At 70.3% G+C, this 23188-nt stretch carries 22 protein-coding genes and 1 pseudogene; 1 reads left to right on the top strand and 22 read right to left on the bottom strand.

Annotated elements, in window-relative coordinates; translation table 11 throughout:
- The first annotated feature begins 119 nt into the window (after window positions 1–119).
- Window positions 120–1967, top strand: coding sequence for a glycosyl hydrolase family 18 protein (locus ACIGW2_RS05615; RefSeq protein WP_391652541.1), 1848 nt, complete (start codon window positions 120–122; stop codon window positions 1965–1967).
- Here the strand turns inward: ACIGW2_RS05615 and ACIGW2_RS05610 are convergent.
- The 22 genes and pseudogenes from ACIGW2_RS05610 to thrB all read right to left on the bottom strand — a co-directional run bounded on the left by ACIGW2_RS05610 (window position 1948) and on the right by thrB (window position 22908).
- Window positions 1948–2646 carry a 4'-phosphopantetheinyl transferase family protein gene (locus ACIGW2_RS05610; RefSeq protein ID WP_399841285.1) on the bottom strand — a complete coding sequence of 233 codons (699 nt, stop codon included), beginning with the start codon at window positions 2644–2646 and terminating at the stop codon, window positions 1948–1950. The two genes, ACIGW2_RS05615 and ACIGW2_RS05610, sit on opposite strands and share 20 nt — an antisense overlap.
- A gap of 42 nt (window positions 2647–2688) precedes the next feature.
- Window positions 2689–3135, bottom strand: a complete 447-nt coding sequence (locus ACIGW2_RS05605; RefSeq protein ID WP_361579764.1) for a DUF2550 domain-containing protein — start codon at window positions 3133–3135, stop codon at window positions 2689–2691.
- 144 nt (window positions 3136–3279) lie between these two features.
- Window positions 3280–3654: a F0F1 ATP synthase subunit epsilon gene (locus tag ACIGW2_RS05600; RefSeq protein ID WP_356064098.1), complete on the bottom strand. Its 375-nt coding sequence runs from the start codon at window positions 3652–3654 to the stop codon at window positions 3280–3282.
- A gap of 112 nt (window positions 3655–3766) precedes the next feature.
- Window positions 3767–5206 carry a F0F1 ATP synthase subunit beta gene (atpD, locus tag ACIGW2_RS05595; protein ID WP_356064096.1) on the bottom strand — a complete coding sequence of 480 codons (1440 nt, stop codon included), beginning with the start codon at window positions 5204–5206 and terminating at the stop codon, window positions 3767–3769.
- Window positions 5206–6123, bottom strand: coding sequence for a F0F1 ATP synthase subunit gamma (locus ACIGW2_RS05590; protein WP_356064094.1), 918 nt, complete (start codon window positions 6121–6123; stop codon window positions 5206–5208). Before ACIGW2_RS05590 ends, atpD begins: the two co-directional genes overlap by 1 nt.
- Before the next feature lie 20 nt (window positions 6124–6143).
- Entirely contained in the window at window positions 6144–7739 is a 1596-nt protein-coding gene (atpA, locus tag ACIGW2_RS05585) for a F0F1 ATP synthase subunit alpha (RefSeq protein WP_356064092.1), read from the bottom strand.
- A gap of 129 nt (window positions 7740–7868) precedes the next feature.
- Window positions 7869–8684 carry a F0F1 ATP synthase subunit delta gene (locus ACIGW2_RS05580; RefSeq protein WP_399841280.1) on the bottom strand — a complete coding sequence of 272 codons (816 nt, stop codon included), beginning with the start codon at window positions 8682–8684 and terminating at the stop codon, window positions 7869–7871.
- Window positions 8681–9226 carry a F0F1 ATP synthase subunit B gene (locus ACIGW2_RS05575; RefSeq protein WP_356064087.1) on the bottom strand — a complete coding sequence of 182 codons (546 nt, stop codon included), beginning with the start codon at window positions 9224–9226 and terminating at the stop codon, window positions 8681–8683. The genes ACIGW2_RS05580 and ACIGW2_RS05575 overlap by 4 nt, the downstream gene beginning before the upstream one ends.
- 41 nt (window positions 9227–9267) lie before the next feature.
- Window positions 9268–9501: an ATP synthase F0 subunit C gene (atpE, locus tag ACIGW2_RS05570; RefSeq protein WP_010474382.1), complete on the bottom strand. Its 234-nt coding sequence runs from the start codon at window positions 9499–9501 to the stop codon at window positions 9268–9270.
- A 94-nt stretch (window positions 9502–9595) separates the two neighbouring features.
- A complete protein-coding gene (atpB, locus tag ACIGW2_RS05565) occupies window positions 9596–10405 on the bottom strand; it encodes a F0F1 ATP synthase subunit A (protein WP_356064084.1) in 810 nt (269 codons plus the stop codon).
- A gap of 225 nt (window positions 10406–10630) precedes the next feature.
- Complete coding sequence (locus ACIGW2_RS05560; protein ID WP_356064081.1) at window positions 10631–11044, bottom strand: hypothetical protein; 414 nt, start codon at window positions 11042–11044, stop codon at window positions 10631–10633.
- 261 nt (window positions 11045–11305) lie between these two features.
- Window positions 11306–12622 carry an MraY family glycosyltransferase gene (locus tag ACIGW2_RS05555; protein ID WP_391652538.1) on the bottom strand — a complete coding sequence of 439 codons (1317 nt, stop codon included), beginning with the start codon at window positions 12620–12622 and terminating at the stop codon, window positions 11306–11308.
- Window positions 12623–12729: 107 nt separating this feature from the next.
- Complete coding sequence (gene glyA, locus ACIGW2_RS05550) at window positions 12730–13983, bottom strand: serine hydroxymethyltransferase (protein ID WP_391652537.1); 1254 nt, start codon at window positions 13981–13983, stop codon at window positions 12730–12732.
- A 107-nt stretch (window positions 13984–14090) separates the two neighbouring features.
- Window positions 14091–14279 (bottom strand): annotated as a pseudogene (locus ACIGW2_RS05545) (protein-tyrosine-phosphatase); the annotation flags it as partial.
- Between the two features lie 112 nt (window positions 14280–14391).
- Window positions 14392–15045, bottom strand: coding sequence for a protein-tyrosine-phosphatase (locus tag ACIGW2_RS05540; protein ID WP_391652536.1), 654 nt, complete (start codon window positions 15043–15045; stop codon window positions 14392–14394).
- Complete coding sequence (locus ACIGW2_RS05535) at window positions 15042–15689, bottom strand: L-threonylcarbamoyladenylate synthase (protein WP_361579482.1); 648 nt, start codon at window positions 15687–15689, stop codon at window positions 15042–15044. The genes ACIGW2_RS05540 and ACIGW2_RS05535 overlap by 4 nt, the downstream gene beginning before the upstream one ends.
- Before the next feature lie 46 nt (window positions 15690–15735).
- Window positions 15736–16581, bottom strand: a complete 846-nt coding sequence (prmC, locus tag ACIGW2_RS05530) for a peptide chain release factor N(5)-glutamine methyltransferase (protein ID WP_356064067.1) — start codon at window positions 16579–16581, stop codon at window positions 15736–15738.
- Window positions 16582–16627: 46 nt separating this feature from the next.
- Window positions 16628–17704, bottom strand: coding sequence for a peptide chain release factor 1 (gene prfA, locus ACIGW2_RS05525; RefSeq protein ID WP_356064064.1), 1077 nt, complete (start codon window positions 17702–17704; stop codon window positions 16628–16630).
- 98 nt (window positions 17705–17802) lie between these two features.
- Window positions 17803–18027, bottom strand: a complete 225-nt coding sequence (gene rpmE / locus ACIGW2_RS05520) for a 50S ribosomal protein L31 (RefSeq protein ID WP_030761597.1) — start codon at window positions 18025–18027, stop codon at window positions 17803–17805.
- Between the two features lie 169 nt (window positions 18028–18196).
- Window positions 18197–19321, bottom strand: coding sequence for an LCP family protein (locus tag ACIGW2_RS05515; RefSeq protein WP_399841273.1), 1125 nt, complete (start codon window positions 19319–19321; stop codon window positions 18197–18199).
- Window positions 19322–19527: 206 nt separating this feature from the next.
- A complete protein-coding gene (rho, locus tag ACIGW2_RS05510) occupies window positions 19528–21573 on the bottom strand; it encodes a transcription termination factor Rho (protein ID WP_361579477.1) in 2046 nt (681 codons plus the stop codon).
- Between the two features lie 417 nt (window positions 21574–21990).
- Window positions 21991–22908 (bottom strand): homoserine kinase, encoded by a 918-nt coding sequence (gene thrB, locus ACIGW2_RS05505; RefSeq protein WP_356064054.1) that lies wholly within the window; start codon window positions 22906–22908, stop codon window positions 21991–21993.
- Between the last annotated feature and the right edge of the window lie 280 nt (window positions 22909–23188).

Raw genomic sequence — 23188 nt, 5'->3', positions numbered from 1 at the left:
ACCGCCCGGCTTTGGTCTGGACCTCTTGACGGTTGGTCCAGACCTTTCTACGCTCGCGGGGCGCGCGCACCCTTTCCGGACCACCCCCACCCTTGTCGTCCGCAACTTGAGGAGCACCGTTGAGCACTCAAGCACCGACGCGCAGAACAGGCTTCAGACGCCGGGCCGCCGCCGGTCTGACCGCCCTCGTCCTGCCACTGGCCGCGATGGTCGGGCTCGCCGCCCCCGCCGAGGCCGCGACCTCCGTCACCGCCACGTACACCAAGACCCAGGACTGGGGCACCGGCTTCGGTGCCAGCTGGACCGTGAAGAACACCGGCACCACGACGATCAGCTCGTGGACCGTCGAGTGGGACTACCCGGCCGGCACCTCCGTCACCTCCGCCTGGGACGCCACCGTCACCAGCTCCGGCAACCACTGGACCGCCAAGAACGTCGGCTGGAACGGCACCCTCGCCCCCGGCGCCAGCGTCTCCTTCGGCTACAACGGCACCGGCTCCGGCGCCCCCACCGGCTGCAAGGTCAACGGCGCCTCCTGCGACGGCTCCACCCAGCCCGGCGACAACCCGCCGTCCGCCCCCGGCGCCCCGGTCGCCTCGGGCGTCACCGACACCTCGGTGAAGCTCACCTGGACCGCGGCCACCGACGACAAGGGCGTCAAGAACTACGACGTCCTGCGCGACGGCGCCAAGGTCACCACGACCACCGGCCTCACCTACACCGACACCGGACTGTCCGCCGGCACCGACTACAGCTACACGGTCGTCGCCCGCGACACCATCGACCAGACCGGCCCGGCCAGCGCCGCCACACCGGTCCGCACCACCGGCGGCGGAGGCGGCACCCCGCCCCCGAACGTGGTGAAGATGGGCTACTTCACCAACTGGGGCGTCTACGGGCGCAACTACCACGTGAAGAACATCGTGACCTCGGGCTCCGCGTCCAAGATCACCCACATCAACTACGCCTTCGGCAACGTCACCGGCGGCAAGTGCACCATCGGTGACTCCTACGCCGACTACGACAAGGCCTACACCGCCGACCAGTCCGTCGACGGCGTCGCCGACACCTGGGACCAGCCGCTGCGCGGCAACTTCAACCAGCTGCGCAAGCTGAAGAAGCTGTACCCGAACATCAAGGTCATCTGGTCCTTCGGCGGCTGGACCTGGTCCGGCGGCTTCGGCCAGGCCGTGCAGAACCCGACCGCCTTTGCGCAGTCCTGCTACGACCTGGTGGAGGACCCGCGCTGGGCCGACGTCTTCGACGGCATCGACCTGGACTGGGAGTACCCCAACGCCTGTGGCCTGACCTGCGACACCAGCGGCCCGAACGCCTTCAAGAACATGATGCAGGCGATGCGCGCCAAGTTCGGCGCCAACGGGATCGTCACCGCGGCCGTCACGGCCGACGCCTCCGCCGGCGGCAAGATCGACGCCACCGACTACGCGGGCGCCGCGCCGTACATGAACTGGTTCAACGTGATGACGTACGACTTCTTCGGCGCCTGGGAGGCCAAGGGCCCGACCGCCCCGCACTCCCCGCTCACCTCGTACGCCGGCATCCCGCAGCAGGGCTTCAACTCCGCCGAGGCGATCGCCAAGTTCAAGGCCAAGGGCGTCCCGGCCAACAAGCTGCTGCTCGGCATCGGCTTCTACGGCCGCGGCTGGACCGGCGTCACCCAGTCCGCCCCCGGCGGCACCGCCACCGGCCCCGCCCAGGGCACCTACGAGCAGGGCATCGAGGACTACAAGGTCCTCAAGACCTCCTGCCCGGCCAACGGCACCGTCGCCGGCACCGCCTACGCCCACTGCGGCACCAACTGGTGGAGCTACGACACCCCCGCCACCGTCACCTCCAAGATGAGCTGGGCCAAGAACCAGGGCCTCGGCGGCGCGTTCTTCTGGGAGTTCAGCGGTGACACCACGGGCGGCGAGCTCGTCGGCGCCATCAACAGCGGACTGAGCTGACCACCCGCGGCACGATCCGGTGGGCCCCGCCCAGCAGGGCGACGGCCCCCCGGTAGCCGCTCCCCGCGTCGAGGTCGTACAGCCGCACCGAAGGGTGCGGCGGTACGGCCTCCTCGCGTCCGGCCGCCGCCCGCACGGCCTCCTCGCGTCCCCGCCAGCCGAGCAGCTCGGCCGGCCGGTCCGGGGCGGACACCGTCAGGCGCGCCGGATCCACCCGGAGCCCCACCCCGGTCGCCTTCAGCACCGCCTCCTTGCGCACCCAGTACGCGGCGAAGGCCGCCGACCGCTCCGGCCCCGGGACCCGGTCGAAGACCGCCCGCTCCTCGGCGGACAGCACCGGCAGCGGCAGCTCGGCCGCCGGCTCCGGCACCCGCTCGACGTCCACCCCGACCGGGGCGCCCAGGGCGAGGGCGACCGCCACCAGCTCGCCCGAGTGGGACAGCGAGAACTCCACGGACCCGTCCCTCAGATACGGCTTGCCGTGCGGGCCCGCCGCGAAGTCCAGGGACGCCGGATCCCGGTCCAGGACCCGGCCCAGCACCGTCCGCAGCAGAGCGTGCGCGGTCACGTACTGCGCGCGCACCCGCTCACCGGTCAGCGCCTCGTACACCCGGCGCTCGGCGGCGTCGAGGAGGACCGCCAGGTCCTCGGAAACGGAAACGGCCCGGGCGGTCCACACATGGCACTCACCGGGCCGTACACAGATCTCGGGCGGCATCGACTAGGCGACATTCACCCTCTGGCCGGGCGGCGCCGCCTCCAGCCAGGCCAGGAAACCGGTCAGGGCGTCCTCGCTCATCGCCAGCTCCAGGCGCGTGCCGTTCACCCGACAGCCCTGGATCACGGAGTCCGAGAGCAGCGCCAGCTCCTCCTCGCCCTCCGGCATCCGGCGCTCCAGGACCTCGATGGCCGAGCGCTCCATGACGTGCTTGGGCCGGGGCGCGTACGAGAAGACGCGGAACCAGGCGATCTCGTCACCGCTGTACCGGGCGACCCCGTAGGACCAGCCCTTGCCGCTGGTGTCCGGGACCTCCGCCACGGGGGTGCGCAGCGAACAGTCGAAGGTGCCGCCGGCCCGCTGGATGAGTCTGCGGCGCAAGCCGAAGACGAAGAGCCCGATCACCAGAGTCGCGACGACCAGGCCGCACACGAGCAGCGCGAGGAACATCTTCACCGACCTCCTCGCTGCGTCCCGTGGCCGGCGGAACCGGCCTGACCGAATACGACCTGCTATGCATCGCCTCAGCCGCGGCACGGTCTGGAAGGTTCCAGCCGTGCCGCGGCTGAGGTCTGGGGCTCTCGGCGCGGTCCGCTAGCGGACCGCTACCGCGCGCAGCCGGACCTCCGCGCGCCGCTCGGCGGCGGCGTCCTCGTCGGCCTTCGCGCGCTCCAGCGCACGCTCGGCGCGCTGGGTGTCGATCTCGTCCGACAGCTCGGCGATCTCCGCGAGCAGCGACAGCTTGTCGTCCGCGAAGGAGACGAACCCACCGTGGACGGCGGCCACGACCGTGCCGCCCTCGCTCGTACGGATCGTCACGGGGCCGGACTCCAGCACACCGAGCAGCGGCTGGTGACCAGGCATGACGCCGATGTCGCCGGAGGTGGTACGCGCGATGACCAGGGTGGCCTCGCCGGACCAGACACTCCGGTCCGCGGCGACCAGCTCGACGTGCAGCTCAGCAGCCAAGGGTGGCTCCTCGGGTCACCACCCGGCGGTGCTGCCGGGTGTTGGGATCAATTCTAAGGGGCGTGAAGAAGGGGGCGGGACCGATCCCGCCCCCTTCAGGCGAGCACGGGGCTCAGGAGACGCCGAGCTCCTTGGCGTTCTTCTTGAGGTCCTCGAGACCACCACACATGAAGAAGGCCTGCTCCGGGAAGTGGTCGAACTCACCGTCGCAGATCGCGTTGAACGCGGCGATCGACTCGTCGAGCGGAACGTCCGAACCGTCCACACCGGTGAACTGCTTCGCCGCGTGGGTGTTCTGGGACAGGAAGCGCTCGACACGACGCGCGCGGTGCACGACGAGCTTGTCCTCCTCGCTGAGCTCGTCGATACCGAGGATCGCGATGATGTCCTGGAGGTCCTTGTACTTCTGCAGGATTCCCTTGACCCGCATGGCGGTGTCGTAGTGGTCCTGCGCGATGTAGCGCGGGTCCAGGATCCGGGACGTGGAGTCCAGCGGGTCCACGGCCGGGTAGATGCCCTTCTCGGAGATCGGACGGGACAGAACCGTCGTCGCGTCAAGGTGGGCGAAGGTGGTCGCCGGCGCCGGGTCGGTGAGGTCGTCGGCGGGGACGTAGATCGCCTGCATCGAGGTGATCGAGTGACCACGGGTCGAGGTGATGCGCTCCTGGAGGAGACCCATCTCGTCGGCCAGGTTCGGCTGGTAACCCACCGCGGACGGCATGCGGCCGAGCAGGGTCGACACCTCGGAACCGGCCTGGGTGAAGCGGAAGATGTTGTCGATGAAGAACAGCACGTCCTGCTTCTGCACATCGCGGAAGTACTCCGCCATGGTCAGACCGGCCAGGGCGACGCGCAGACGGGTGCCCGGGGGCTCGTCCATCTGGCCGAAGACCAGCGCGGTCTTGTCGAGAACGCCGGCCTCCTCCATCTCGACCATGAGGTCGTTGCCCTCACGGGTGCGCTCACCGACGCCCGCGAAGACCGACACACCCTCGTGCAGCTTCGCCACACGCATGATCATTTCCTGGATCAGAACGGTCTTGCCGACACCGGCACCACCGAACAGACCGATCTTTCCACCCTTGACGTACGGGGTGAGGAGGTCGACGACCTTCAGGCCGGTCTCGAACATCTCGGTCTTGGACTCGAGCTGGTCGAAGGCCGGGGCCTTGCGGTGGATCGGCCAGCGCTCGGCGTCCGCGACCGTGGACGCGTCCTCGTTGAGGACCTCGCCCAGGGTGTTGAACACCTTGCCCTTGGTGACGTCACCGACCGGCACGGAGATGGCCGCGCCCGTGTCGGTCACCGGGGCCTGGCGGACCAGACCGTCGGTGGGCTGCATGGAGATGGCGCGGACCAGGCCGTCACCGAGGTGCTGCGCGACCTCGAGGGTCAGCGTCTTGGTGCCGCCGGTGGCCGGGTCCGGCACCTCGACGTTCAGCGCGTTGTAGATCTCCGGCATCGCGTCGACGGGGAACTCCACGTCGACGACCGGGCCGATGACCCGGGCGACGCGGCCCGTGGCGGCGGCCGTCTCAACAGTGGTCGTCATTACTTGTCACTCCCCGCGGTCGCGTCGGCCAGGGCTGCGGTGCCACCGACGATCTCGCTGATTTCCTGGGTGATGTCGGCCTGGCGGGCCGCGTTGGCAAGTCGGGTGAGGTTGGTGATCAGCTCACCCGCGTTGTCGGTCGCCGACTTCATCGCGCGCCGCGTGGCGGCGTGCTTCGACGCCGAGGACTGCAGCAGCGCGTTGTAGATCCGGCTCTCGACGTAGCGCGGCAGAAGGGCGTCCAGGACGTCCTCCGCCGACGGCTCGAAGTCGTACAGCGGACGGAGGGTGTCCGGCTCGCCGGCCTCCTTCGCGACCTCGTCGAGGCTGAGGGGCAGCAGCCGGGCCTCGACCGCCGTCTGCGTCATCATCGAGACGAACTCGGTGTAGACGATGTGGAGCTCGTCCACGCCGCCCTCCGCCGTGTCCTTCTCGATCGCCTTGATCAGCGGCTCGCCGATCTTCTTGGCGTCCGCGTACGTCGGCTCGTCCGTGAAGCCGGTCCACGAGTCGGCCAGCTTGCGCTCACGGAAGTTGAAGTGCGCGACGCCACGGCGGCCGACCACGTAGATGTCGACCTCCTTGCCCTCGCCCTCCAGCTTACGGATGAGCTGCTCCGCCGCCTTGATGGCGTTGGAGTTGAACGCGCCGGCCAGACCGCGGTCGCTCGTGAGGAGCAGGACCGCGGCGCGGCTCGGGTTGTCCGCCTCGGTGGTCAGCGGGTGCTTGTCGTTGGCGCCGGTGGCCACCGCGGTCACCGCGCGGGTGAGCTCGGTGGCGTACGGCGTCGACGCCTGCACCTTGCGCTGCGCCTTGACGACGCGCGAGGCGGCGATCATCTCCATCGCCTTGGTGATCTTCTTCGTCGCGGTGACGGATTTGATGCGACGCTTGTAGACCCGGAGCTGCGCTCCCATGAGTCAGGTCCCTTCCGTCGTCACTTCGAGACGTTGACGGCGGAGGCGTCGTCGCCGAGCAGCTTGCCGTCAGAGGTCTCGAACTGCTTCTTGAACTCCGCGATCGCGTCGGCGACGGACTGCAGCGTGTCGTCCGACATCTTGCCGCCCTCACGGATGGAGGTCATGAGGCCCGAGTGGTTCTGACGCAGGTACGCCAGCATCTCGGCCTCGAAGCGGCGGATGTCCGCGACCGGGACGTCGTCCATCTTGCCGGTGGTGCCGGCCCAGATCGAGACGACCTGGTTCTCGGTGGCCATCGGCTGGTACTGGGCCTGCTTCAGCAGCTCGACCATGCGCTGACCGCGCTCCAGCTGCGCCTTCGACGCGGCGTCCAGGTCGGAACCGAAGGCGGCGAACGCCTCCAGCTCACGGAACTGGGCCAGGTCCACGCGGAGACGGCCGGAGATCTGCTTCATCGCCTTGTGCTGGGCGGAGCCACCGACACGGGAGACCGAGATACCGACGTTCAGGGCCGGACGCTGGCCGGCGTTGAACAGGTCGGACTCCAGGAAGCACTGGCCGTCGGTGATGGAGATGACGTTGGTCGGGATGAACGCCGAGACGTCGTTGGCCTTGGTCTCGACGATCGGCAGACCGGTCATCGAACCGGCACCCAGCTCGTCCGAGAGCTTGGCGCAGCGCTCGAGCAGGCGGGAGTGCAGGTAGAAGACGTCACCCGGGTAGGCCTCACGGCCCGGCGGGCGGCGCAGCAGCAGCGACACGGCGCGGTAGGCGTCGGCCTGCTTCGACAGGTCGTCGAAGACGATCAGGACGTGCTTGCCCTGGTACATCCAGTGCTGGCCGATGGCCGAGCCGGTGTACGGGGCGAGGTACTTGAAGCCGGCCGGGTCGGACGCCGGGGCGGCGACGATCGTCGTGTACTCGAGCGCACCGGCCTCTTCGAGGGCCGCGCGCACGGACGCGATGGTGGAGCCCTTCTGGCCGACGGCGACGTAGATGCAGCGCACCTGCTTGTTCACGTCGCCCGAGCGCCAGTTGTCGCGCTGGTTGATGATCGTGTCGACGGCCAGGGCGGTCTTGCCGGTCTGGCGGTCACCGATGATCAGCTGACGCTGACCACGGCCGACCGGGGTCATGGCGTCGACGGCCTTGTAGCCGGTCTCCATCGGCTCGTGGACCGACTTGCGCTGCATGACGCCGGGGGCCTGCAGCTCGAGGGCGCGGCGGCCCTCGGTCGCGATCTCGCCGAGACCGTCGATCGGGTTGCCGAGCGGGTCGACGACGCGACCCAGGTATCCCTCGCCGACACCGACGGAGAGGACCTCGCCGGTGCGCTGCACCGACTGTCCCTCCTCGATGCCGCTGAACTCGCCGAGGACGATGGCACCGATCTCGCGCTCCTCGAGGTTGAGGGCGAGGCCGAGGGTGCCGTCCTCGAACTTCAGCAGTTCGTTCGCCATGGCCGAGGGAAGACCCTCGACCTTCGCGATACCGTCGCCGGCCAGGCTGACCGTGCCGACCTCCTCGCGCGAGGCCGCGTCCGGCTGGTACGACTGGACGAAGTTCTCCAGCGCGTTCCGGATCTCCTCCGGCCGGATCGTGAGCTCCGCCATCTGGGTTCCCTGCTCTCCTTGTTGGGCCCGAAGTTTCTTAGGGGTCTGGGGGCGACCCCCAGGAATCTTCTGCAATCTCTGCACGGCCCAACCGGGCCGCTGGTCATGCGTGTTGAGTTGTGGCCGAGGTCAGCCGGCCAGGCGACGGGTCGCCTCGTCGAGACGCTCCGCGATCGTGCCGTTGATGACCTCGTCACCGACGCGCACCGCGATCCCGCCGAGGACCTCGGGGTCCACGTCCAGGTTCAGGTGCATGTCGCGGCCGTACAGCTTGGCCAGAGCGGCGCCGAGGCGCTGCTTCTGCTGGTCGGTCAGCGGCACCGCCGAGGTGACGACGGCGACCATGCGGTCCCGGCGCGCCGCGGCGAGCTTGGACAGGGACTCGAGTCCCGCTTCCAGGCTACGTCCCCGGGGCTGGGTCACCAGACGGACGACCAGGCGCTCGGTGACGGGGTTGGCCTTGCCGCCGAGCAGGCTGCCGAGCAGCTCACCCTTGGCGGAGGCCATGGCGGTCTTGTCCGTCAGCGCCGAGCGGAGCTCGGTGCTGGAGGAGACGATCCGGCCGAAACGGAACAGCTCGTCCTCGACGTCGTCGAGGGCGCCCGCCTTCTGGGCGGCGGTGAGGTCGGCGGTGTTCGCCAGCTCCTCGAGGCCGTCCACCAGGTCGCGCGACTGCGACCAGCGGGAACGCACCATTCCGGAGACCAGGTCGACGGCGGGGCCGTCCACCTGACCCGACAGGAGGCGCTGGGCGAGCTCGGCCTTGGCCTCGCCCGCCTGCGCCGGGTCGGTCAGGACCCGACGCAGCGACACCTCGCGGTCGAGCAGCGCCGTGACGGCGGCAAGCTCGCCGGCGAGCTTGCCGGCGTCGACCGACGTGTTGTCGGTCAGCGCGTCGAGGGCCTCACGTGCGGCGCTCAGTGCTTCGCGGCTCGCTCCGTTCATCGGACGGCCTCGGCCTTCTCCTCGAGCTCGTCGAGGAACCGGTCGATGGTGCGGCTCTGGCGGGCGTGGTCCTCGAGGGACTCGCCGACCAGCTTCGCGGCCAGGTCCGTGGCGAGCTTGCCGACGTCCTGACGCAGCGCGGCGGACGCGGCCTTGCGGTCGGCCTCGATCTGGGCGTGACCGGCCGCGATGATCTCCTCGCGCTGGCGCTGGCCTTCCGCCTTCATCTCCTGGATGATCGCGGTGCCCTGCTCCGTCGCCTCCTGGCGGAGACGCGCGGCTTCGTGGCGGGCCTCGGCGAGCTGAGCCTTGTACTGCTCCAGCACACTCTGAGCCTCGATCTGGGCCGACTCGGCCTTCTCGATGCCACCCTCGATGGCCTCGCGGCGCTCGACCAGAACCTTGTTGATGTTCGGGAGGAGCTTCTTGGCGAGGAAGCCGAAGACGATGACGAAGGCGATCAGGCCGATGACGAGCTCGTCGAGATGCGGGATGAGCGGAGGCTGCTCCTCCGCCGCTTCCGCAAGAAGCAGAGCGTTCACATCAGTGCCTTCCGTAAAAAGAATCGGGCTGTCGGTCCGGCTTACTTGTAGACGAAGCCCATGACGATGCCGATGAGGGCGAGCGCCTCACAGAAGGCGAAACCCATGATCTGGTTGGTACGGATCAGGCCGGCCGCCTCGGGCTGACGGGCGAGGGCCTGGGTGCCGTTACCGAAGATGATGCCGACGCCGACGCCGGGGCCGATGGCCGCGAGGCCGTAGCCGATGGAGGCGACGTTTCCGTTGACGGCGGCGAGAGTCTCGAGAGCGGACATGCCGGTTCTTCCTTCTCTTTCAAGGACCCGGTGGGGGTTGGCCACCGGACGACTGTGGGTTGGGTGAGTGGTTCTTGGCTGCTGCCGGGCCGGCTCAGTGGTGCTCGGAGAGCGCGCCCTGGACGTAGCTGCAGGCCAGGAGGACGAAGACGTACGCCTGGACGGCCTGAATGAAGAGCTCGAAGGCGGTCATGATGATGACCATCACGAACGAGGCGCCGGCGTAGACGAAGCCGATGCCGTTCATGAGGTACCAGGTGGCCAGCGAGAACATCACGATGAGCAGGTGACCGGCGAACATGTTCGCGAACAGTCGGACCGCGTGCGTGAAGGGCCGGATGAGCAGGTTCGAGAAGAACTCGAGGACGACGACCAGGGGAAGGATCGGGCCGAGCGACTTGTCGTAGCCGACGATGTTCTTCCAGCCGCCGACGAAGCCGTGCTTCTTGAAGGTCAGCGAGATCCACAGCACGTACACGATCAGCGCGAGGGCCGCCGGGAAGGCGATCAGCGAGGTGACCGGGAACTGGGCGAGCGGGATGATCGACCAGAGGTTCATCATCCAGACGAAGAAGAACAGCGACACCATCAGCGGGACGTACTTCTCGCCGTCCTTCTTGCCGATGATCTCGTAGACGATGCCGCGGCGCACGAAGTCGTAACCGGCCTCGCCGACCATCTGCATCTTGCCGGGGATCAGCTTGGGCTTGTTGAAGGCGGCCCAGAAGAACCCGACGACCACGAGCGAGCCCAGGATGGCGAGCAGCATCGGCTTGGTGAACTCGAAGCTGCCCACGTGGAAGATGGGCTCGTACATGAACGTGTGCAGGCCCGGCGCCGGGAAACCACATCCGGTGAAGATGTGGCAATCCGGGTCGAAGGCAAGCGTCTGGTCAGCACTCACCGCGGGCTCCTTCAGCGTGGCGCATAGGTACGGCAACCTCGTTGTGTCGGCGCGGCACGCAGCCGCGGGTCGGCACTGGACTGGTCTTACGGATAAGGGGGCGGCGGTTCGGCATCGAGCCTCGCGCTGGGACAGGCGCCGCTTCGGATGCCCGCGCCCGCAGTGCCGCAGTTGGCACCGGACGATAGCAGGAAGCCGAACGGCTCTTTATCCCGGCCCTACCCTTCACGACTTCGGTCCCGTTTTTTCGGGCTCGACGTACATGATCTTGGCCTTCATATAGGCCCGGGCCTGGGCGGCGACCCACACGATGGTCGTGGCGAGCAGCGTGAAGGCGAAGGCCTTGAAGTCGAACGCCGAAGTGTCCTTCAGCAAGGCCAGGAAGATGAAGAGGACCAGCAGCTGGGCCGTGTAGAGCATGAGGCCCATGGCCTGGAACAGCTGTGGAAGCTTCTTCGCCGTCCGCTGCAGGACCACCAGCCCGATACCCATGAAGAGAAGGACCACCGCGGTGCCGACGACGGCGCCGAGCGCGCCCTTGCCACCGGCGACCACACCGCTGACGACCGTGGCGATGACGCCTACGGCGGCGGTGGGCACTGCGGTGTGCAGCAGGGTGCGTGCGTCGTTGGACGGCATGGCGGTGTCTCCGCTTGCTGGTGGGGGCGATGGTGTCGTCAGGGACGAGCGTAAGCCCGGTCCGAGGTGGGTCTCGGGGCCAACAGACCGTCGCACTACGGTCTTTCGGCACTGTCGCCGGGTCTCGTGAACCGTATCACAAACTATTTGAATAGGTCTTTACCCGTGGGTGTGCCAACTCTCACACGTGAGAGTGACCCCGCGCGTGTGTGCACGACATCGATGCGAAGTGTCTGGTATTGGCCGTGGTTGCGGCTTTCGTCAACCGCGCGCCCCGGCCTTACTCCGGTCGGAGAAGCGCGAACGGTGACCGATGGCGGTCGCCCCGTTGACTCCGGCCGGCACGGGTTCGCGCTCCTCCGGGCCGGCGGCCGGGGCGGCCGGCTCCCGCTCGGGCTCCACGGGGACGCCGCGGCGCCGGTAGCGCGGCGGCACGACCGCCTCGGCCCAGCGCGGGGCGCGCGGCGTGAAGCGCGGCAGCAGGAGCAGCACCAGGCCGACGGCGCTCAGGAAGACCACGGAGAGGACGATCCACATCGAGGTCGAGTGCACCGAGTAGGCCAGCGTGCCGAAGGCGATGAGCGCCGACCAGAAGTACATGATCAGCACCGCGCGGCTGTGCGAGTGCCCGATCTCCAGGAGCCGGTGGTGCAGGTGCCCGCGGTCCGCCGCGAACGGCGACTGGCCCTTCCAGGTGCGCCGCACGATCGCCAGGATCAGGTCGGCCATCGGGATCGCGATGATGGTCAGCGGCAGCACGAGCGGGATGAAGACGGGCAGCGCGGCGTGCGTGGCCGCCTTCGTCGAACCCTCGAAGATCCGCAGCGCGTCCGGGTCGACCTGGCCGGTGATGGAGATCGCGGAGGCCGCCAGGATCAGACCGATGAGCATCGAGCCCGAGTCGCCCATGAAGATCCGCGCCGGGTGCATGTTGTGCGGCAGGAAGCCCAGGCACATGCCCATCAGGATGGCCGCGAACAGGGTCGCGGGGGCGGCGGCCTCGATGCCGTAGCTGAACCAGATCCGGTACGCGTAGAGGAAGAACGCGGCGGCCGCGATGCACACCATGCCGGCGGCGAGGCCGTCGAGGCCGTCGACGAAGTTCACGGCGTTGATGGTGAGGACGACCAGGGCGACGGTCAGCAGGGTGCCCTGCCACTGGGTGAGCGCGACCGTGCCGACGCCCGGGATGGGCAGCCACAGGATGGTCAGACCCTGCATGACCATCACGCCCGCGGAGATCATCTGCGCGCCCAGCTTGATCAGCGCGTCCAGCTCGAACTTGTCGTCGAGGACGCCGATCAGCCAGATCAGGGCGGCGCCGGAGAGCAGCGCGCGGGGCTCGTTGGACAGCTCGAAGACGCTGTTGAGGTTCTGCAGGTGGTCGGCGACCAGCAGGCCCGCGCACAGCCCGAAGAACATGGCGATGCCACCGAGCCGCGGAGTCGGTTCTCGGTGCACGTCGCGCGCGCGGATCTCCGGCATCGCTCCGGTCGCGATGGCGAACTTCCGCACCGGACCGGTGAGCAGATAGGTCACCGCGGCCGTGACACAGAGCGTCAGCAGGTAATCACGCACGGGCTGCCCCACAGGAATCGCTGGCCATCTCAGCCCCACACCCTAGCCGGGCCGTCCCCCTGGTTGAGGACACCCGGGTGCCGCGAACGGTTGCGGGGTACGGCGCTTTACCGGCCATACGGGGGAAATCGGCCGGCCAGCTGCCGTACTTCCGCGCGTACCCGGGCCGTCTCCTCCGCGTCGTCCCGCAACGCGGCGGTGAACAGTGCGGCAATTCTCGCCATCTCCGGGGCCCCCATGCCCTGGGTGGTGACGGCGGCCGTGCCCAGCCGGATGCCGCGGCCGTCGCCGTACGGCAGGGCGCAGGTGTCGAGCACGATGCCGGCGGCGGCCAGCCGGGCGCGGGCGGTGCGCCCGTCGAGGCCGAGGGGGGCGGGGTCGGCGGTGATCAGGTGGGTGTCGGTGCCGCCGGTGGTGAGCGCGAAGCCCTCGGCGGCGAGGGCGGCGGCGAGCACCCGGGCGTGCTCGACCACCTGATGGGCGTACGTGGTGAAGGCGGGCGTGGACGCCTCGCCGAAGGCGACCGCCTTGGCCGCGATCGTGTGCATCTGCGCACCGCCCTGGGAGAACGGGAACACCGCCCGGTCCACCCGCTCGGCCAGCTCGCCCCCGCACAGCAGCAGCCCGCCGCGCGGGCCGCGCAGCACCTTGTGGGTGGTGCCGCAGACGATGTCCGCGTACGGGACGGGGCTCGGCGCGGCGCCGCCGGCGATCAGGCCGAGGGGGTGGGCGGCGTCGGCGATGAGGTAGGCGCCGACCTCGTCGGCGATGGCGCGGAAGACGGCGTAGTCGAGGTGCCGGGGGTAGGAGATCGAGCCGCACACGATCGCCTTGGGGCGGTGGTGCCGGGCCAGGGCGGCGACCTGCTCGTAGTCGACGAGCCCGGTCTCGGCGTCGACGCCGTACGGGACGAAGTCGAACCAGCGTCCGGAGAAGTTCGCGGGCGAGCCGTGCGTGAGGTGCCCGCCGTGGGCGAGCCCCATGGCGAGCACGGTGTCGCCGGGGCGCAGCAGGGCCGCGTAGGCGGCGAGCACGGCGGAGGAGCCGGAGTGCGGCTGCACGTTCGCGTGCTCGGCCCCGAAGAGGGCGGTGGCCCGCTCGACGGCGATCCGCTCGACGGCGTCGACGTACGCGCAGCCGCCGTGGTGCCGGGCGCCGGGATAGCCCTCGGCGTACTTGTTGGCGAGCTGCGAGCCGAGCGCGGCGAGCACGGCCGGCGAGGTGAAGTTCTCGGCGGCGATCAGCTGCAGGCTGTCCCCCTGCCGCCGCACCTCCCCCAGGATCACGTCGGCGACCTCGGGGTCCTGGCGGCGCAGCACGTCGAGCCCGTGCTCGGCGTGGGTGGGAGCGGTGACCGACATGGCGCACTCCGGGCGTGAGGGGGCCTTGACCCCCCACTCTAGGCACCGACCTCCGCCCCCGCCCCCTGGACTGCTCCAGCCGCCCCGAGGCCCCCTACGGGGGGCTTCTACCCCCGCGCCCGCACCCCCGTGAGCGCCGTCACCACCGGATCCAGCGCCTGGTTGATCTCGTCGCCGATCGAACGGAAGAAGGTGATGGGGGCCCCGTACGGGTCGTTGACCTCGTCCGCTTCCGCAGAGGGGGCCAGGAGCCACCCGCGTAGAGCTGCGGCCGCGCGGACCAGGGCGCGGGCGCGGACCCGATCCCCGACGCGCCCCTCGCACTGCTCGGCCCCAGGGGGCCTCACAGGCTTCGGGCCGCTGCGCCGGCCTCCGACCGGCGATCCGGGGTGGCCGGCCGGACGGTCGTCACCCCCGCGCCCGCACCCCCGTGAGCGCCGTCACCACCGGATCCAGCGCCTGGTTGATCTCGTCGCCGATCGAACGGAAGAAGGTGATGGGGGCCCCGTACGGGTCGTTGACCTCGTCCGCTTCCGCAGAGGGGGCCAAGAGCCACCCGCGTAGAGCTGCGGCCGCGCGGACCAGGGCGCGGGCGCGGTCGACCGTGCCGTGGCCGTCGCGGGGGTCCGGGAGGGTCGCCGGGTCTATGGCGCGGACCAGGCGGGTGAACTCCTTCAGGGTGAAGGTGCGCAGGCCCGCCGAGTGGCCCATCGAGATGACCTGCGCGCGGTGGTCGCGGGTCGCGGTGAGGACCAGGTCCGCGCGGATGACGTGCTCATCGAGGAGCTCGCGGCCCGTGAAGCCGCTGTAGTCCGCGCCGAAGTCCGCGAGGACCTGCTCCGCGTTGCTCTCCATCGGGGCGCCCTCGTGGCCCCAGGTGCCCGCGCTCTCCACGATCAGGCCGCCGCCCATGGGGTCGCCGAGGCGGTCGATCAGGGCATGCCGGGTCAGCCGCTCGGTGATCGGCGAGCGGCAGACGTTGCCGGTGCTGACGTGGAGGATGCGGAAGGTCTTGCCGTCGTGCTCGTGCCCCGCTATGCCACGCCCCTCAGGGGCGGTCAATTGGACACCTCGAGGTCGGGTACCACCTTCCGGAGCTCCTCCGCCGACAGCGCGCCCTCGCGCAGCAGCACCGGCACCTTGCCCGTGACGTCCACGATGGACGAGGGCACGTTGCCGGGCGTCGGGCCGCCGTCGAGGTAGACGGAGACGGAGTCGCCGAGCATGCCCTGCGCCGCGTCGCAGGTCTCCGGCGACGGGTGGCCGGTCAGGTTCGCCGAGGAGACCGCCATCGGGCCGACCTCCGTGAGCAGCTCGATCGCGACCGGGTGCAGCGGCATGCGGATCGCGACGGTGCCGCGGGTGTCGCCGAGGTCCCACTGGAGCGAGGGCTGGTGCTTGGCGACCAGCGTCAGCGCGCCCGGCCAGAAGGCGTCGACGAGCTCCCAGGCCATCTCGGAGAAGTCCGTGACCAGGCCGTGCAGGGTGTTCGGGGAGCCGATGAGCACAGGCGTGGGCATGTTGCGGCCCCGGCCCTTGGCCGCGAGGAGGTCCGCGACGGCCTCCGACGAGAAGGCGTCCGCCCCGATCCCGTACACCGTGTCGGTGGGGAGGACGACGAGCTCGCCGCGGCGTACGGCGGACGCGGCCTCACGCAGACCCGTCGCCCGGTCCGTCGCCTCGTTGCAGTCGTATCGCCGAGCCATCAGTCCCGGTCCTCCTCGTACACGTCGTCCATTGGCTTGGTGGTCGTCATGGTGTGGCCTTGCGCGCGGTCGCGAAGCGCGGCCGGTTGTTCAGGTCGGGGTGGTCGGCGGCGTCCGCCCAGCCGGCCTCCTCGTTGAAGATCCACGGCACCTGGCCGCCCTGGGTGTCGGCGTGCTCGATCACGACCAGTCCCCCGGGCCGCAGCAGCCGGTGCGCGGTGCGCTCGATGCCGCGGATGGTGTCGAGGCCGTCCTCGCCGGAGAACAGGGCCATCTCCGGGTCGTGGTCGCGGGCCTCGGGCGCCACGTACTCCCACTCGGTGAGCGGGATGTAGGGCGGGTTGGAGATGACCAGGTCGACCTGGCCGTTGAGCTCCGGGAGCGCGGTGAGCGCGTCGCCGCGGTGCACGGTGACCCGGGAGCCCTCGGCGTTCTTCCGGGTCCACACCAGCGCGTCCTCGGACAGCTCGACGGCGTGCACGCGCGAGCGCGGCACCTCCTGCGCCATGGCGAGCGCGATCGCGCCGGAGCCGGTGCACAGGTCGACGATGAGCGGTTCGACGACGTCCATCGCCCGTACGGCGTCTATGGCCCAGCCCACCACGGACTCGGTCTCCGGGCGCGGTACGAAGACGCCGGGGCCGACCTGGAGCTCCAGGTAGCGGAAGAACGCGCGGCCGGTGATGTGCTGGAGCGGCTCGCGCGCCTCGCGGCGCGCGACGGCCTCCCAGTAGCGGGCGTCGAAGTCCGCGTCCTTGACGTTGTGCAGCTCCCCCCGCTTGACGCCGTGCACGAACGCGGCGAGCTCCTCGGCGTCGAAACGCGGTGAGGGAACGCCGGCGTCGGCCAGCCGCTGGGTGGCCTGGGCCACCTCGGCAAGCAGCAGGTTCACGCTGGTCCTCCGTGGTGCGGGTGGGGGCGGTACGGGGGCGGCGCCGTTACGCCGCGGCGAGCTTGGCGGCCGAGTCGGCGTCGACGCAGGCCTGGATGACCGCGTCGAGGTCGCCGTCGAGCACCTGGTCCAGGTTGTACGCCTTGAAGCCGACGCGGTGGTCCGAGATGCGGTTCTCCGGGTAGTTGTACGTCCGGATCTTCTCGGAGCGGTCGACGGTGCGGACCTGGCTGCGGCGGGCGTCGGCGGCCTCGGCCTCGGCCTTCTCCTGCGCGGCGGCGAGCAGCCGGGAGCGGAGGATGCGCATGGCCTGCTCCTTGTTCTGGAGCTGGCTCTTCTCGTTCTGGCAGGAGGCGACGATGCCGGTCGGCAGGTGCGTGATGCGGACCGCGGAGTCGGTGGTGTTGACCGACTGGCCGCCGGGGCCGGACGAGCGGTAGACGTCGATGCGCAGGTCGTTGGCGTGGATCTCCACGTCGACCTCCTCGGCCTCCGGGGTGACGAGCACGCCCGCGGCGGAGGTGTGGATGCGGCCGGCCGACTCGGTGGCGGGCACGCGCTGCACGCGGTGCACCCCGCCCTCGTACTTCAGCCGGGCCCAGACGCCCTGGCCGGGCTCGGTGGCGCCGTTGCCGCCCTTGGTCTTCACGGCGACCTGGACGTCCTTGTAGCCGCCGAGCTCGGACTCGGTGGCGTCGATGATCTCGGTCTTCCAGCCGACCCGCTCGGCGTAGCGCAGGTACATGCGCAGCAGGTCGCCGGCGAAGAGGGCGGACTCGTCGCCGCCGGCTCCGGCCTTGATCTCCAGGATGACGTCCTTGTCGTCGCTGGGGTCGCGCGGGACCAGCAGCAGCCGGAGCTTCTCGGTGAGCTCCTCGCGCTGCTTCTCCAGCTCCTTGACCTCGGCGGCGAAGTCGGGGTCGTCGTGCATCAGCTCGCGCGCGGTCTCGATGTCGTCACCGGTCTGCTTCCAGGAGCGGTAGGTGGCGACGATCGGGGAAAGCTCGGCGTAACGCTTGTTCAGCTTGCGCGCGTTGGCCTGGTCGGCGTGGACCGAAGGGTCGGCGAGCTTCTTCTCGAGGTCGGCCTGTTCGCCGACCAGTTCCTCGACGGCCTCGAACATCGGGGGCTCCTGGGGTCTTCGTCAGTTGCTACGGGACGGCAAAGCGCCGGTCCCGGCCGCCCCGCGCAGGGGCAGCCGAAGACCGGCGCAGTGGCTCGCTACTTCTTGGCGGAGCCGGCAGCCTTGCCGAAGCGGGCCTCGAAGCGGGCGACGCGGCCGCCGGTGTCGAGGATCTTCTGCTTGCCCGTGTAGAACGGGTGGCACTCGGAGCAGACCTCGGCACGGATGGTGCCCTCGGTCAGGGTGCTACGGGTGGTGAACGACGCGCCACAGGTGCAGCTGACCTGGGTCTCGACGTACTCGGGGTGGATCTCGCGCTTCAAGGTGTCTCCTAGTTCCGGGAGGGCTCCGGGTCGCCCGTGCGGGATGCACATGCGTGAACCGGGGCCGACGTACCAGTCTGCCAGGACCGGCCGCATCTCCCAAAACCGGGGTCGGTGCGGAACTATTCCCGGCGGCCCGCGCTTGCCCTCGGGGGGGGGTCCCCGGGGACTACTTCACGAGGCCGTCGGCCTTGCCGGTGGCCGCGTCCGCCGTCGCGGAGGCGGGGATCGGGCGGTCCGCCTTGAGCGCCGACCAGACCTGCCGGCCCTGTGCCTCCAGGGGCACCACGCGGTTGGGGTCGCGGGGGTCGTACCGGACCGGCAGCGTGATCATGTGGACGTCGTCGGCGCCGAGCCCGGACAGGCCCTTGGCGAAGCCCGTCAGCTCGTTGACCGAGTCCAGCTCGGAGTCCGGGGTGATGGCCTTGGTGGCGGTGTCGGCGAGGTCGAACAGCTTCGCGGGGTTGGAGAAGACGCCGACGCTCTTCACCTGGTCGATGAAGGCCTTCATGAAGGCCTGCTGGAGCTGGATGCGGCCGAGGTCGCTGCCGTCGCCGACGCTCTTGCGGGTGCGGACCAGGCCGAGGGACTGCTCGCCGTCGAGGGTGTGCGTGCCCGGGGCGAGGTCGAGGTGGCTCTTGGGGTCCTTGATGGCCTTCGTGGTGGTGATCTCGACGCCGCCGAGCTTGTCGATGAGCTTGCGGAAGCCGGTGAAGTCGACCTCGATGTAGTGGTCCATGCGGATGCCGGACATGGCCTCGACGGTCTTCACGGCGCAGGCGGGGCCGCCGACCTCGTACGCCGTGTTGAACATGGCGCGGTGCTCGGCGGGGACCCGGGTGCCGTCGGGGGCGGTGCACCGGGGGCGGTCGATCAGGGTGTCGCGCGGAACGGAGACCACGGAGGCCTTCTTGTGGCCCTCGTAGACGTGCACGACCATCGCGGTGTCGGAGCGGGCGCCGCCCTCGTCCCTGCCGTACGCGGAGTTCGCGCCGGAGCGGGAGTCGGAGCCGAGGACCAGGATGTCCATCGAGCCGTTGTCGACGTCGTCGGGGCGGTCCTTGCCGAGCGCGCCGTTGATGTCGACGCTCTTCAGGTTCCCGTTGAGGGTGAAGTAGACGTAGCCCAGTCCGGAGCCGCCGGCGAGGACGAGCACGGCGGCGCTCCACGCGGCGACGACCGCGGCGCGGCGGCCCTTGGCGGGCGGCTTGCGGCGGCGGCCGGTGGCTGCGGGCACCCCCACGCCGCCCCGGCGTCGGGGGCGTATTCGGCCGCTCTGGTTCTGCTCGGTCATCGTCTTCCCTCAGCCCTATGGTTCACCTTGTGTGACGGCGAAGCACCCGAAAGGGTTGCATATGAGGCTGTGAGGTTTGGGCGGACGACGGACCGTAACGCGACTGCGCCCACCGTGCGGACACGGTGGGCGCAGTCGTTTACGCAGGTCACGGCGAGATCACGACCCGGAGGTCAGGGCGTCGCCGTGTGACGAGCGTCTCGGCGTCAGTCGTTGTTGGCGCCGGGGGTCGTCTTCTGGATCTGCAGCAGGAACTCGGCGTTCGACTTCGTCTGCTTGAGCTTGTCGAGCAGCAGCTCGATCGCCTGCTGCTGGTCGAGCGCGTGCAGCACCCGGCGCAGCTTCCAGGTGATGGAGAGCTCCTCGCTGCCGAGCAGGATCTCCTCCTTGCGCGTGCCCGAGGCGTCGACGTCGACGGCCGGGAAGATGCGCTTGTCGGCGAGCTTCCGGTCGAGCTTGAGCTCCATGTTGCCGGTGCCCTTGAACTCCTCGAAGATCACCTCGTCCATCCGCGAGCCGGTGTCGACCAGCGCGGTGGCCAGGATGGTCAGCGAGCCGCCGTCCTCGATGTTGCGCGCGGCACCGAAGAAGCGCTTCGGCGGGTAGAGCGCGGTCGAGTCGACACCACCGGACAGGATGCGGCCGGAGGCGGGCGCCGCGAGGTTGTACGCGCGGCCCAGGCGGGTGATGGAGTCCAGCAGGACGACCACGTCGTGACCCAGCTCCACGAGGCGCTTGGCGCGCTCGATGGCCAGCTCGGCGACGGTGGTGTGGTCCTCGGCGGGACGGTCGAAGGTCGAGGAGATGACCTCGCCCTTGACCGACCGCTGCATGTCGGTGACCTCTTCCGGACGCTCGTCGACGAGGACGACCATCAGGTGGCACTCGGGGTTGTTGTGGGTGATCGCGTTGGCGATCGCCTGCATGATCATGGTCTTGCCGGTCTTCGGCGGGGCCACGATCAGACCGCGCTGGCCCTTGCCGATCGGCGACACGAGGTCGATGATCCGCGTGGTCAGCACGCCCGGGTCGGTCTCCAGACGGAGGCGGTCCTGCGGGTACAGCGGGGTGAGCTTGTTGAACTCGGGGCGGCCGCGGCCGGACTCCGGCGCCATGCCGTTGACCGAGTCGAGGCGCACCAGCGCGTTGAACTTCTCGCGGCGCTCGCCCTCCTTCGGCTGGCGCACGGCACCGGTGACGTGGTCGCCCTTGCGCAGGCCGCTCTTGCGGACCTGGGCGAGGGAGACGTACACGTCGTTCGGGCCGGGCAGGTAGCCGGAGGTCCGGATGAAGGCGTAGTTGTCGAGGATGTCGAGGATGCCCGCGACGGGGATCAGCACGTCGTCCTCGGAGACCTGCGGCTCGCCCGCGAAGTCGTCACGGCCACGGCGGCCACGGCGGTCGCGGTAGCGGCCGCGACGGCCCCGGCGGCCGCCCTCGAAGTCGTCCTCGTCCTGCGGGCCGCCGGCCTGCTGGCCGCCGCCCTGCTGGCCCTGGCCCTGGCCCTGCTGGCCGCCGCCCTGGCCCTGACGCTGGCGCTGGCCGCCCTGGCCGCCGCCCTGCTGGTCGTCGCCCTTGCGGTCGCGCTGCCGGTCCCGGCGGTCGCGGCGGTCACCGCGCTCGCCGCGGTCGCGGCGGCCACGGCCCTCGGCGCCGTCGGCCTCGGCCTTGGCGTCGGCCTGCGGCTCGGCCTTGGTCTCGGTGCGGGTCTCGACGCGGGCCTCGGTCTTGACGGCCTGCGCGGTCTCCGCCTTGGGCTCGGCGCCCTCCGGCGAACCGGCGGGGGCGGTGGCGCGCCGGCGGCGGCGCTCGCCGGCCGGGGCCTCGCCCGCCGGCTGGCCCGGGATCTCGATCTGCTGCTGGGCGGCGCTCTCGCCCTGCTCGGCCTTCTCGGCCTTGGGCGCGGCGGCCTCGGCAGCGGTCTCGCCCGTACGGGCCTTGGAGGTGGCGCGGCGCTTCGGCTTGGTCTCGGCGGCGTCGCCGGACGCGGCGGGCGCGGCGGAACCGGCGGCGGAGCCCCCGGCCTGCGCCTCCTTGATGACCTCGATCAGCTGGCTCTTGCGCATCCGCGCGGTGCCCCTGATGCCGAGGCCGGACGCGACCTGCTGCAGCTCGGCCAGGACCATGCCCTCGAGGCCGGTGCCGGAGCGGCGGCGCCGTGCGGTGGTGCCAGTGGCAGCACCTGCGGCGGGCGCGGTGGTGTCGACACTGTTGTCGGCAGTCACGCCCATCAGATCGGTGGTGTCGCTCACGAAGGGTCCTTCCCTGGAGCGGACGTCGGCCATCTGGCTCGGCGACCGGTTGTGCTGTCCGTCAGCGGTCCTGCTTGGTGGACCGTGTCGGGGCGGTGGTCCCGCCGGGTGCGGCGGAAGAGAGAAACATGCGTGTCCGGCCCGAGCGCCCCCTGCTCGGCCCTCGACGAGAAAGAACGAGGGGTGTCGCGCCGGTTCCGGAGCGTGCTCGAAACTGCTCAGGCAGGCTGCTCAGGCAGTGGAGGAGGCTCCCGGAAGAATCAGTGGTCCCGGATGGGGACACTCAGCACCGCGTCTCGAAGACGTCGGGTGCAGACTTGAGGTTAACACTACCGGCTCCAACAAACATTCCCCCTCTCCGTCACCGGCAATCCCGTGTCCGCGCGGTCCGGCTCGGTGACCGCGCGGGCACGTCCGTCAGGTCGCGAGCGGCAGCACGCTCGCACCGGGCATGTCGAGCTCGAGCCGGTTGGCGGCCCAGCCCTCGCCCGCCAGCAGGGCGACCTTGTCGGCCGTCCCGGGTTCGGCCAGCGCGAGCACCGTGGGGCCCGCGCCGGAGATGACCGCGGGGATGCCGTCCGCCCGCAGCCGGTTCACGAGGGCGATGCTCTCCGGCATCGCGGGGGCCCGGTACTCCTGGTGCAGCCGGTCCTCGGTGGCCGCGAGCAGCAGCTCGGGGCGCCGGGTCAGGGCCTCGACGAGGAGGGCGGCGCGGCCGGCGTTGGCGGCGGCGTCCACGTGCGGGACGGTGCGCGGGAGCAGACCGCGGGCGGTCTCGGTGAGCACCGGCTTCCCGGGGACGAAAACCACCGGAACGATGGAATCGGCGGGGTCCATCCTGATCGCCCGGGCGGCCCCGCCCTCGGTCCAGGCGAGCGTGAAGCCGCCGAGCAGACAGGCGGCGACGTTGTCGGGGTGGCCCTCGATCTCGGTGGCGAGTTCGAGCAGCGCCGTCTCGTCGAGGCGGGCGTCGCCGCCTATGGTCACGGCGCGGGCGGCGACGATGCCGGCGCAGATGGCGGCGGAGGAGGAGCCGAGGCCGCGGCCGTGCGGGATGCGGTTGGCGCAGACGACCTCGAGGCCGCGCGGCTGTCCGCCGAGCAGGTCGAAGGCCGTGCGCAGGGAGCGTACGAGCAGGTGGCTCTCGTCGCGGGGCAGGGTGTCGGCGCCCTCGCCGGCGATGTCGACGTGCAGGCCGGAGTCGGCGACCCGGACGACCACGTCGTCGTAGAGCCCCAGCGACAGCCCGAAGGCGTCGAAGCCCGGGCCGAGGTTGGCGCTGCTGGCGGGAACGCGCACCCGTACGGCGGCGGCGCGGAACGCTGGACCGGCCATCGCTCGTTGACTCTCCTTGATTGCGAAAACGGTGTTTCAGACAGCGGGTATTCAAGAGAAGTACACGGGGACCCGGGGGCCGTTTCGGCCACGGGGGCGACAACGGCAACGACACCGCGCATATGCGTCGGGGCGGGTTCGGTACAGCCTATCGAAGGAAGGTTCTGTGGCGACATAGGGCGCACAGGAGGCGCACGATGCGTGTCGCGCGCCAACCTGTGCGCCTATGTACGTTCCTGATCGGGTTTCGGAACGGCCGGGTCCCCCGGTCGGGGGGACC

It is taken from the genome of Streptomyces sp. NPDC053541, assembly GCF_044544705.1.
In the GTDB taxonomy this organism is placed as follows: Bacteria; Actinomycetota; Actinomycetes; order Streptomycetales; family Streptomycetaceae; genus Streptomyces.
The sequence above is the reverse complement of the archived record's forward strand: the minus strand, read 5'-3'. Positions and strand labels throughout refer to the sequence as shown.